This is a genomic window from Shewanella basaltis, assembly GCF_023283885.1.
Classification (GTDB): domain Bacteria; phylum Pseudomonadota; class Gammaproteobacteria; order Enterobacterales; family Shewanellaceae; genus Shewanella; species Shewanella basaltis.
In genome coordinates this window covers 288,113-300,184 of sequence record NZ_JAKILA010000001.1, presented here as the reverse complement: position 1 = coordinate 300,184, position 12,072 = coordinate 288,113, and the positions used below count along the sequence as shown (strand labels likewise).

General features: G+C 43.2%; 10 protein-coding genes. 3 read left to right on the top strand and 7 right to left on the bottom strand.

What is annotated here, in order from left to right:
• Positions 1-135 precede the first annotated feature (135 nt).
• From L2703_RS01375 to L2703_RS01355, 5 genes are read right to left on the bottom strand one after another with little or no spacing between them, the layout of a single operon-like run.
• Positions 136-1,950, bottom strand: a complete 1,815-nt coding sequence (locus tag L2703_RS01375; RefSeq protein WP_248969356.1) for a bifunctional molybdopterin-guanine dinucleotide biosynthesis adaptor protein MobB/molybdopterin molybdotransferase MoeA — start codon at positions 1,948-1,950, stop codon at positions 136-138.
• A gap of 10 nt (positions 1,951-1,960) precedes the next feature.
• Positions 1,961-2,557, bottom strand: coding sequence for a molybdenum cofactor guanylyltransferase MobA (mobA, locus tag L2703_RS01370; RefSeq protein WP_248969355.1), 597 nt, complete (start codon positions 2,555-2,557; stop codon positions 1,961-1,963).
• Positions 2,541-3,293, bottom strand: coding sequence for an energy-coupling factor ABC transporter ATP-binding protein (locus L2703_RS01365; RefSeq protein ID WP_418357748.1), 753 nt, complete (start codon positions 3,291-3,293; stop codon positions 2,541-2,543). The genes mobA and L2703_RS01365 overlap by 17 nt, the downstream gene beginning before the upstream one ends.
• A 1-nt stretch (position 3,294) precedes the next feature.
• Positions 3,295-4,002 carry an ABC transporter permease gene (locus L2703_RS01360; protein WP_248969354.1) on the bottom strand — a complete coding sequence of 236 codons (708 nt, stop codon included), beginning with the start codon at positions 4,000-4,002 and terminating at the stop codon, positions 3,295-3,297.
• Positions 3,999-4,796 (bottom strand): ABC transporter substrate-binding protein, encoded by a 798-nt coding sequence (locus tag L2703_RS01355; RefSeq protein WP_428848638.1) that lies wholly within the window; start codon positions 4,794-4,796, stop codon positions 3,999-4,001. The genes L2703_RS01360 and L2703_RS01355 overlap by 4 nt, the downstream gene beginning before the upstream one ends.
• A gap of 286 nt (positions 4,797-5,082) precedes the next feature.
• Here L2703_RS01355 and L2703_RS01350 point away from each other — a divergent pair, with 286 nt between their 5' ends.
• Positions 5,083-6,471: a sigma-54-dependent transcriptional regulator gene (locus tag L2703_RS01350; protein WP_248969352.1), complete on the top strand. Its 1,389-nt coding sequence runs from the start codon at positions 5,083-5,085 to the stop codon at positions 6,469-6,471.
• A 53-nt stretch (positions 6,472-6,524) separates the two neighbouring features.
• Positions 6,525-8,615 (top strand): sensor histidine kinase, encoded by a 2,091-nt coding sequence (locus L2703_RS01345; protein WP_248969449.1) that lies wholly within the window; start codon positions 6,525-6,527, stop codon positions 8,613-8,615.
• A gap of 754 nt (positions 8,616-9,369) precedes the next feature.
• Here L2703_RS01345 and L2703_RS01340 read toward each other — a convergent pair.
• Positions 9,370-10,050, bottom strand: a complete 681-nt coding sequence (locus L2703_RS01340) for a 7-cyano-7-deazaguanine/7-aminomethyl-7-deazaguanine transporter (RefSeq protein WP_248969351.1) — start codon at positions 10,048-10,050, stop codon at positions 9,370-9,372.
• Positions 10,051-10,100: 50 nt separating this feature from the next.
• On the opposite strand from L2703_RS01340, the gene L2703_RS01335 reads away from it, so the two are divergent.
• A complete protein-coding gene (locus tag L2703_RS01335) occupies positions 10,101-10,364 on the top strand; it encodes a hypothetical protein (RefSeq protein ID WP_248969350.1) in 264 nt (87 codons plus the stop codon).
• Here the strand turns inward: L2703_RS01335 and L2703_RS01330 are convergent.
• Positions 10,361-11,716 (bottom strand): isochorismate synthase, encoded by a 1,356-nt coding sequence (locus L2703_RS01330; RefSeq protein ID WP_428848635.1) that lies wholly within the window; start codon positions 11,714-11,716, stop codon positions 10,361-10,363. The genes L2703_RS01335 and L2703_RS01330 overlap by 4 nt on opposite strands.
• Positions 11,717-12,072 lie beyond the last annotated feature (356 nt).

Below are 12,072 nucleotides of genomic sequence, written 5' to 3'. Positions count from 1 at the left end.
ACTAACCGCGAGTGACCAAGGAATGAGTGTGATTATACGGTTGTGGCTGGGATGTAGATTAGGGTGCTTGATAGATAAAGTACAACGAGACTCGACAATCACTGCGCATTGCAATGATTGCCGAGGCATAAAGATTTAAAGTAAATCAGCAAAGGGTTGAATAAATACGCTTTCGCCCGCTGGAATCGTGGCGGTATCGTCAGCGATAACAATAAGGCAATTGGCATTGACCATGGAGCTTAACATTCCAGAGCCCTGAGCGCCGGTGGTTTTGACTGTGATGTTACCGTTATCGGCAATGCGGTACACGCCGCGTAAAAATTCTGTTCTACCAGTTTTACTGCGCAGAGCTTGCTCCGCAATAGCGGGTATAAACTGAGGTTGCCAGTGTGTTTCTCCTGCCAATTTACGAATAGCTGGCTGAACAAATTGCATAAATGACACCATCACCGCGACGGGGTTGCCCGGTAAGCCAAAAAACAGACTTTGGTCAATTTTGCCCACGGCTAAAGGGCGGCCTGGACGCATGTTGATGCGCCAGAAATGGGTACTGCCTACATTAGCTAATGCCATTTTGATGTAATCGGCATTACCTACCGATACACCACCTGAGCTGATAACGATATCGGCTTTTGTCGCTGCATCGCGTAATGTGCTTGTGAGCGTTTGTTCATTATCGTCGATAATTCCCAGGTCGATTATCTGACACCCTAGCTTTTTGGCCATAGACAAAATGGTGTAACGGTTGGCGTCGTAAATACAGTTAGGTTTTAGCTCATCTCCAGGCTGGCTAACTTCATCACCTGTTGAAAATACCGCGATAACCGGGCGCTTAAAGATGGGTAGTCGATTAAAACCAAGCGATGCCATTAATCCAAGTTCAGCGGCACCGAGTCGGCTACCTGCGGCCAGAGCCACTTCACCTTTGGCAATGTCTTCACCTGCAAGGCGGACATGCTGGCCTTTGGTAATATGCTCTGGTTCGAGTAGGGTTAATTGATTATCTTGCTCCTGGGTCAATTCACGCGGTTGAATGGTATCTGCGCCTTGTGGCACGGTAGCGCCAGTCATAATGCGAACCGCTTCGCCAGGCTGTAAAACATTAGGATAATGGTGCCCAGCTAATACTTCGGCAACAACGTTGAGTGGTGTTGTTGATAGGCCATCAAATGCAAAAGCATATCCGTCCATTGCTGAGTTTGTTTGTTGCGGAACGTTAATTTCTGAAATGATATCGTGTGCCAGTATGCGGTTATCAATATCAATAAGATCAACAAGTTCAGTTTGGCTAATCGCGTTCACTTGAGCTAATACTTTACTGATGCCTTGCGACACGCTAATGCCCTGTTCCGCTCCTGTAAGTTGTGCAACGTCAGCATTGTTAAAACTAATTGGTAAGTCTGCTTTAGGTGCTTGCCAATTTTGCTGATATTGCTGCACAAAGTCAGCAATTTGGGACACATTGTTTAAATCTAATCGCGTTAAGGTGTCGGGTACCTGGGTGTCTGCGCAGCAGGCAATTGCAACAATGTTGTCGTCATGTACGTGAATAAGCGGTTTATTGTGCGCGGCGCGGTGTAGCTCAATTTTAGGTAATGCTAATTTTTTAAAGCCTTCCACTAAGACCATATCGACTTTGTCAGCTTCAATCTGACGTAATAAATGCTGCAATTGTGGATCATTTTCAACAGGATCTTCAGTCATTAATGCCCAGCGCACATGAGAAGCAACCAACACTTGCCTGGCACCTGCTTTTCGCATTTCAAAGCTGTCTTTACCCGGAATATCCACATCAAAATTATGATGCGCATGTTTGATAACCGCTAATCGAATGCCGCGTTGATTGAGTTCAGGAATGAGCTGCTTTAACAGGGTTGTTTTACCTGTGCCACTGTAGGCACAAAATCCCAGTACGGGAATAGGTAATGGATTACTAAATTCTACAGTCATCAAAGGCCTCTTAATATGACTTGGCAATTTGCTGGGCGAGTTGTTGTTTTTGTTCTGGTGTGTTGACGTTAATAAAAGCATTAGGTTGATCGGCAAAGCTCTCTACTGCCACTTGATGTTGGCGATACCAAAAATCAATTTTGCGCTCTCCAGCATCCAGAAATGCCTGCATGGACTCGGCTAAATAGGGTTTTAGCAACAGCACCACAGGCTGTTCTCGTTCGCCGTCGCTGGCAACGGCAATCTCGGCATTTTGTTGAGTAAGTGCGGTTAATAATCGTGAGGCTAAATCGTCTGGTAACAGGGGGCAGTCACACGGTACGACTAATAAATAATCGGCTTGAGTATGTTTTAATGCCGTTACCATGCCAGCTAATGGACCAAGGTAGCCACTGTCTTGATCGCTAAAAACGCTGTAACCCCATTGCTCATATTGCGCTTGATTGCGATTGGCATTAATCATAATGTTGTCGACTTGGCTGCTGAGTTTGTCGATGGTATGGCAAATCATGGCTTGGCCGTTGAGATCGACTAATCCTTTATCGTTACCGTCCATTCGTCTTGCCATGCCGCCAGCTAAAATTACTGCGTCAATTTGTGGTGCCATAATGTAATTCCGTCGTATTGGGTTGATGCACTGCTTCTGCTGCAGGAACATGCATGCTGGTATGAATGGTTTTTTGCTTAATATGCCAATGCTGCTGACACAATGCGGTGAGACCGCACGTTTGATGACTACTAATTAACAGGCCTGTTCCGTCTTGCTTTAATTGATTTATCATCGCCAGCACTAAGCGTTGAGAATGTTTGTCCATATTCGAAATGGGTTCATCTAGCATGAGTAACTTGGGCTGCATGATCCATGCTCTAGCAATTGCAAGTCGCTGACGTTCTCCGCCAGATAAATCACTGGCATGATGACCTAATAAGTCATTAAGTTGAGCCATGTTAATCGCTTGCTTAATTCGGCTACTGCGCTCACTGGCGGTTAATTTCAATTGATTTAAGGCATAGGTTAAATTGTATTTTACTGACCCTTCAAACAAATAAGGGTGTTGGTGTAAGTACACTGCCTTACCTAATAGGCTGTCTGTTTGCCACCAAGATTTAGGTGTAAAGCCTTGACCATAAACCGTACCTTCAGTTGGCGTAATTAAACCCGCAAGTATTTTCATTAGGGTCGATTTACCAGAGCCATTATCACCCTGCAGGTAGATCACATCACCTTGTTTAAAATGCAATTGTTCCACACTGAACAAGGTGCTTTTTTGAAATGTCATCAGCACATTTTGAGCATGAATTTGTGCCAGTTTGCTGGTGGATAAATTAGTTGTCCAAGCCATCTTAATGACTCCTTGGGAGGGCTTTGCCTCGCAATGAACCTAAGATGAAGTTTAGCACTAAGGCTAAAATTAATAACACCAATCCTAATGCAATGGCTTGAGCAAAATCACCTTTACTGGTTTCCAGCGCGATAGCGGTAGGTATATTACGTGTCACATTCATAATATTTCCGCCGACCATCATCGAACAACCCACTTCAGTAAGAATGCGGCTAAAGGCAGCTATAATGGCCAAAAGAAGGGGGACGCGCAGCTCACGACATAATGTCCAAACCGCACGTATCCAAGATGCTCCAAGGGTTCGAGACGTTTCCCAGGCGCGACGATCGACGCTCGAAAAAGCCGCTTGAGAAAGTGCAATCATCACAGGTGCACAAATCAGCATTTGTCCTAAAATCATCCCTTGTTGGGTAAATAACCACTTTAAATCCCCAAGCACACCTTGGCGAGTGAGCAATAAGTACACCAGTAATCCGATAACAACTGTAGGAATGGATTGCAACGTTTGAATGAGATTAGTGACTACCCAACGGCCACGGAAATGACTGAATGCCAGAATAAAGCCCAAGACAATCGATGGAATAAAGGTAATCAGCAGCGCCGCAAACGACACCGAAAAAGAGATATTAATAATTGCCCAAACGTCTGGGTCTAATGACAGCAGCAAGCTAAATGCTTGCTGCAATAGGGCTAACCAGCCTTCATTCATTGCTTATAGGTTGCCTTGAACAATTGCTCTCCTTGCACAGTGAACTCATTAATCATGGTTTGTGTTGCAGGGCTGATAAACCAATCACTTAATGCCTTTGCACCTTTATGATTAAGATCGGGGTATTTCTCTGGGTTAATTAATATAATCTGGTATGGGTTGGCTAACGCTGCGCCACCTTCAAAGCTAATATTGAGATCCAGTTTAGTTTTATAAGCAATAAAAGTGCCGCGGTCTGCTAACGTGTAAGCTTGTAATTCACTTGCCATTAATAAGGTTTTACCCATGCCTTGGCCTACAGAAGTGTATCCGGCAAAATTGGGCGTTACACCCGCTGCTTGCCAAATTTCAAGCTCCTTCATGTGAGTGCCAGAGTTGTCCCCACGTGAGATAAATAGGCTGGGTTTAGCGGCAATTTTGCTAAAGGCTTCAGTTGCATCTTTGCTTGCTTTGGCTGCTGCTGGGTCATTTTTAGGCCCCAGTACGATAAAATCGTTTTCCATAATACCGCGTGGTTCAACACCATAACCGTCGGCAACAAATTTTGCTTCAGCATCTGGAGCGTGGGTCATAACCACATCCACATCTCCCTGACTGCCTAGCTTTAATGCCTGGCCGGTACCCGTTGCAATGACTTGCACACTGTAGCCCGATTCTGCTTCAAACTTAGGCAAAATGGCCCCTAATAGGCCAGAGTTTTCAGTACTGGTGGTTGTCGCGAGTTTAATCACTTCGTTTGCTAATGCGGCAGGACTGAACATAGCACCACTAAACACGGTTGCGGCGAGTAACATGCTGACACTTGCTTTGAGTTTTAACATTTCCATTCCTTGTATTATCAATAACCGGAGTTTGTTCTTAATGACCAAAGCCCTAAGCAAGTTAGATGCCAAACGATTTTAACGCAATTACAGTTCACGCCTAAAATTGAAAGTGTGAGCTTGATCCCAAGCTCAACGAAATTATGTTAGACAAATTGTCTCACGATCACTTTTCTGTGGTTCATAGTGACCCTGATGTTTAGATTCAATGCTAGAGTAAGTTAAAAGCGTGTCAAAATGTCCCAATAAGAGTCCATTTATGAGTCCAGAAGAACCTATTTCAGTTAAGTCTCAAACAGCAATGTCAGTGCTAATCGTTGATGACGAACCTGGTATGCGCAGCTTTCTGACCAAAGCGTTATCTAAAAAGTTTGCATTAGTTGAAACCGCATCGACGATTGCTCAAGCCGAGTCTATCCGTAGCCAAGGCCATTTTGACTTATTAATTGTCGACATACGCTTACCAGATCGTTCAGGTATTGAATGGCACGAAGCATTAAATGATCTTGAGAGGCAGTCTGACATTATTTTTATGACAGGCTATGCCGATATGGATGTGGCAATTAAAGCACTGCGAGCAGGGGCTTTTGATTTTATTATGAAGCCGTTTCATCTTGAGCAAATGATGACAGCGGTTGACCGTTGTATTGAAAAACGTCTGTTAAAACGTGAAAACTTTATGTTACGGCGCGAATTAGCTCATGGGCACGCGTCAACCATCATAGGTAACAGTGAAGCCATAGGTGATGTTAAGCGAGTGATTGAACGCATTGCGCCGACTAATGCCGTGGTATTGATTGAAGGTGAATCGGGTACAGGAAAAGAGCTTGTTGCAAGGCAACTGCACCAGCTCAGTGGCCGTAGCGGGGCTTTTGTACCTGTTAACTGTGGTGCCATTGCCCCAGAATTATTAGCTAGCGAGTTATTTGGTCATATTGCGGGCGCATTTACTGGCGCAAAAGGTAACCGTGAAGGGCTATTCAGTTATGCCTCAGGTGGAACCATTTTTTTAGATGAAATTGGTGAAATGCCAATGAATATGCAAACAGCCTTGCTCCGTGTACTCGAAGAGCGTGCAATTCGTCCCGTTGGCAGTGAAAAAGAAATCGATATTGATGTACGTGTCATCGCTGCTACAAACCGACTACTGATTGATGAAGTTGAAGCAGGTTGTTTTCGACGAGACTTATTTTACCGCCTCAATGTATTAAATATTACCATTCCATCACTGCGCTCGCGCCCAGAAGATATCATTGAATTAACACACTTTTTTACGCTGCAATTATCGCAAGAGTTAGGCATTAAAAATGTGATTTGGAGTCATGAAGACCTGCAAGTGCTGCAACAACATGATTGGCCGGGTAATATCCGTGAATTACGTAATATGATTGAGCGTTGTATTTTATTGGGCAAGCCACCGGCTGAATACTGGAAGAAAACGCCTGCCACTGTTATTCCTGAGTCGAGGGGTTACCCTATTGATTGGTCTTTAAAAGAAGTAGAGAAACAGCATGTGACTCAGGTGGTTGATGCTCATAATGGCAATAAATCCGCAGCAGCAAGAGATTTAGGTGTGTCACGCAAAACCCTAGATCGTAAATATAAAGAATGGGCCGACAGTGATGACAGTCACGGAGTTGTGTCATAGTGGCTATATTTAGCGGCTTATTTACACGAATATTTGGTATCAGTTGGCTGCAAATGCAGTCAAAAGTACGCTACCGTATTTTGTTTTTAACCTTATTACCGATTGTATTAACGTTGGTTAGCCTGGTTTTTATCACCATTTATTGGAATGTGATCTACACAGGCAAACAATTGTTTATGAAGGTAAAAGCCGATCTAGTGGTCGCCAATAGCACCTTGGCTCACGTACAAAAACGCCAACAACATCAGTTAAGTATGATTAGTGGCTCGTGGGATTTTCAACATGCCTTTCAATTGCTTAAACACAATGATCCTCAACCCAATCACACCGCAATCAATGCCCTTAATATATTACTGGCACAAGAACAACAAACCCTTGGATTAGACTTTTTACGCCTGATTAGCGTGGCCGATGCAGCAGCAGATCCTGACTTACGATTAATGTTGCATGAGACGCAGCAGCAAGCGATATCAGGTTTGATGGTACTGTCTAATGCACGACTTGCCCGCATTGATTTACGCCTTGCGGAACAGGCTCGAATTGATCTCATTGCCACTAAACATGCATCAGACCCAACACAAAATATGGAAAGTCGTGGTTTGCTTAGCAGGACATTAATGCCAATAGCCGACCGGTCTGGTAATGTGTTTTGGTATTTGGATGGTGGCGTGTTGTTTAATCGTAACACTGCAATTGTCGACCATATCCGCGACTTGGTATACGCCAAAGGCACCTTGCCTGAGCGTTCCATCGGGACGGTGACATTATTTTTAGACAATGTGCGCATTAGTACCAATGTGCCTATGACATCGTTTCCGAGCGATTCAAAACAGCAAAAAAGAGCCATTGGCACTTTAGTGTCAGATGAAGTTAAACAACAGGTGTTGCTAGAAGGAGAAAATTGGATAAACCGAGCGTTTGTGTTTAATGAATGGTATATCTCAGGTTATTCACCTTTATATGATATTCGTGGTAAACGGGTTGGGATGGTATACGCAGGGTTTTCGGAGTCGCCATTTTTACACAATTATCTATTAAACATTATCGAGCTTGGGACCATTTTAGTCATTGTGTTATTTCTATCGGGCTTTTTGGTGTACCGCGGTGCAAATAGCTTATTACAACCCATTGAGTATATACATCAAGTCGTCACAGCGGTGCAATCTGGGCGCAATATCCGTATCGGTAAGCTGGATTTAACCAACGACAACGAACTTGCACATTTAGCGCAGCAATTTGACCGAATGCTTGATCAACTTCAACGGCGTAATGCCCAAATTCAGGCTGCTGCAGAACAACTTGAAATAAAAGTCGAGCAACGCACACGCAGCTTACAAGATAAAACTGAAGAGCTAGAGCGCAATGTGGCCTTGCTGCATGCCACCAGGCAGCAGTTAGTCACTAATGAAAAACTGACCGCATTAGGCGAACTTATTGCCGGAATTGCCCATGAGATTAATAACCCCACCGCGGTCATTTTGGGCAATATGGAGTTGTTAAAATATGAGCTTGGCGATAATGCAAAAGTAGTCGAAGAAGAAATTGAGCTGGTCATTCAACAGGTTGGCCGAATTACGACAATTATACGCAGCTTATTACAGTACAGTCGTCCAGGTGAATTTAATGCGCCGATTGAATCGCAAGCTATCACGCCAATCGTTGAAGAAATGCTGTTATTAGCCCGCCACTCTATTGAGCAACAAAAAGTCGAACTGGTAAAAGAATTAACGGCAACAGGAGTAGTAGAAGTTAATCGACCTCAACTACTGCAGGTGTTGATCAACCTTATGGTCAATGCGGCTCACGCGGTTAACAATAATGGCCGTATTTGGGTGAGAGCTTACGATTGGCTCGAAGATGGCCAAAGTATTGGGGTTAAAATTGAGGTAGAAGATGAGGGCGTGGGTATTTCAAAAGAAGATTTAAGCCGAATTTTTGATCCCTTTTATACTACTCGTAAAGATGGAACAGGTTTAGGCTTGTCATTAAGTTATGGCATTATTAAACGCCTAGGTGGCACCATTGAAGTGAAATCTACTCTCGGTGTGGGCACAGTATTTACGATAGGCCTGTATCATAAAGCAAAAGAAGATCAGCAAGCAGGGCCCTATGATGGTTTGCAATTTGGTGACAAAACATCATAACCGGTTTAGGGCACAATATTGAGGTAAAAAAAAGCCGGGAATAATCCCGGCCACAAAGAGTGTGTGAGCAATGTCGTGCTTGCGAACTCTGCAAACCAATAAAGGTGATGAAGTCTCTATTGAGTAAACCGAGTTTTGGAACGCAAGTTAATAGTAATCATTCTCATTTGTATTTGCAAGTCATTTAGCCATAAAAATATCCTCTTTACATTGTAATGCCGTATTTATACCAATCCGTATTAGAATTCGCCCTTCGCAGTTGCGTCACAAACCCCATAACGGCTTCAAATGACGTTGATGTAGAATGACTACACCAGCAGTCATTTTCATTGCACTGGGTCTAGTGACACAGCCTAAAATAACCTCAACTCTGGATAAGAGATGTATTGATAACGATATAAATCAATAGATTGACTAAAATCCACTGTCAAGCTTGTGATTTGTTTTGCTAACAAGGCGAATTAACGCGTCAATAGCTAGCCTATTGCAAGTTAATTCAACGCAGTGAGGAAGACAAAGGACTGCTTGAAAGACGTTTGTTATCCAGAGCTGAGGTTAAAATAGATCACATTTTAATAAGCATCACTGACGAGGGGTAACGACATGGCCGTGATGGTTTTATAAGGGCTGGCAAGGCCAATTTTATTGGGCATATTTACAAAGTAGGAGAGAGATGATGTAGCCGATAATCATCATCAAGCCTAGAGCTTTGGAGCCGCTAAGCTTGATGTTAGATGTTGATTGAGGTTACTTATTACTTGCTTGCTTCCATAATAATCTGTTCGTGATCATTGGCTTGATTAGACAAAATCTTGTCTTGTAATACTTTTAGTAGCACGCCGTAAGCCGGTAAAAATAACCCTAAACTGACCAATAATTTAAAACCATAATCCACCGTAGCGATTTCTGGCCAGTGTGTGGCCATAAATACATCGCTTGAAGCATAAAATGCCACACTGAAAAACACCAAGGTATCGACTAGATTACCAATGAGTGTCGACGCCGCAGGAGCAACCCACCACGCTTTGGCTCGGCGTAACTTCGCAAACACAGTAATGTCCATTAACTGACCGATTAAATAGGCAACAAAGCTAGCAAAGGCGATCCTAAATACAAAGCTGTTCCACTCTGCCAATGCGCTAAATGCTTGCAGTTGACCTTGATGAAATAACACACCTACGACATAAGAGACAAACAGCGCAGGTATCATTGCTTTAAAAATGATTGTTCTGGCGGCTTGTTGACCAAAAATTCGAACCGTTAAATCCGTGGCTAAGTACACAAACGGAAAGCTAAATGCACCCCACGTGGTGTGGTAGTTAAACAGTTGAAAAGGTAATTGAACAAGATAGTTACTTGCGCAAATAATTAAGATGTGAAAACTGACCAATAGCATCAGTGCTCGGCGATATTTCGCCTGGGATAATTGCAACATATTGTGGCCTTTTTAATGGGGTTAGCGCGGGGTGAGGGAACCCGCTATTAATGTGGTTAACAGTATTGATGTACGTTGGTTTAGCAAGAGTATTGCCATCACAGCGTGTCATCAAACTTGGTAACAAAGAATATTATCATTATGGGTGTATTTATTTCACCGCACAGGAGCCTAAACGAGGCTATATCCAGGGGTGGGGTAAACACGGGGGCGGGATAATAGCATGGGTAATATACAAGCGAAAGATAGTGTCGCGCTATTTTAGTGGTCAGCGATTTTGGGATCAGCTGTTAGCCGTAATAGTACAGGCTTAAAAGTCGATTAATATAGAGAGCACCGTTGCTAATTTATTTTCTAATTCTTGCCATTCAGCTAATGGATCTGAGCCAGCAACAATACCTGCGCCAGCAAATAAATTAATTCGTCGTGGTTCAATCAATGCGCTGCGGATGGCCACTGAAAATTCGGATTCGTTACGATTAAAATAGCCGCAAGCACCCGCATACCAGCCTCTAATATACCCTTCTCGTTGGCGAATAAAGTTGAGTGCCGCTTCACGAGGTAGCCCGCCCACGGCAGGTGTTGGGTGTAAAGCTCGTAATAATTCAAAATCGCTAACTCCAGGCTGTAGTTGAGCGCGAATAGAGCGATGTAAATGTTGGATGTGATTTAATTTAAAAATTTTGGGCTGTTCGTCAGCTCCAACATATTGGCTTAGTGGTGTCAGTACATCAACAATGTGTTGCCTAACAAGCTGATTTTCATGGCTGTTTTTAATATCGTCTAACAATGCTTGGGCAAGTATGTCGTCTTCATCAGGGTTTAGCCCGCGTATTGTTGTTCCTGCCAAGGCTTCAGTAAATAATTCTTGTTGGCGACGTAAATATAAACGTTCAGGTGAGCATGAAATAAATGCTCGTTGTGGGCTAAATTGAAAACCAAACTGAAAGCTATTAGGGTTGCGGCCTTGCCAGCAGGCTAATACTGTCCACGGATCAATATCATCGTTAACATCTATTTGAGTATGGCGAGATAACACCACTTTAGGTGTCGTGCGATTAAATTTCTCTTGAGTGACTTGCTCTACTAATTCTTTCCAGCGCTCATAATGAGGCAAATCGCTGCGGCCCATTAATGACATTTTTAATGGGGGGGATAAAGGTTTTGGTTTTTGTACCTCTTTAATGGCACTTATCGCGGCTTGAATTTCTTGCTGGGGATCTGTGCCTTCAAAATTAAGGTTAATCAGTATTCTCAGTGTACTTCCGCTTCGACGTAATTCTATGCGAGGCAAAATAAAGTGTGCTCTGCCAAATTCTGGCCAACTTGCAACGGTACGGTCAAAGGAGAGGCCGCCATAATAGCGAATGTCTTGTTGGTTGGTTTTATTACGTTGTTGTTGATAGATTTGTGCTAAGTCGTTGTCATCGACATGCTCTGTAAAAAAGAAACGTTTGCATGCACCAATGGCTGCGACATCTTCATTTCGGTCTCTACCGTGCCAGTAAATTTTGGGGAATTGAGTTTGAGCCGCGAGCCAAGAGAGTAAAGGTAATGCGGGAGCCTCTACCGATAATTGTATAATTTGCTCACGCGTGGGCACTTTACTGAGCGTGTTAAGCTTAGTAATCAGTTCAGTAAATTGTGATGAAAAGCAGTGGCCCAAGAAGAAATACCTCACGTATAAATACAGAAGTTACGGTAATAAAGCCGTCAATTACTGTCAATTAGCAAGGTTAATTCGTGTGATCTGAATGACTAATATAACCATCATAGTAGGTTAATATCATCATGTTATCGGGTCATGGCCGTGTAACAGATTTTGTCTGATACCAATCAGGATAAATAAATGATCAGAAAATGCGGCGAGCGAGTTGTTACACCTTCAACTGTTGAACGCAGTGATAAGTGATGTTATCCCGTAAGCATGATCACATTATTGTGCTTATTGGGATTAAAACAGTCGAAAATTGAGCCTTAAATTCGTGGTATGCTATGGTGTAAAATGTAAGCGTTTACTTT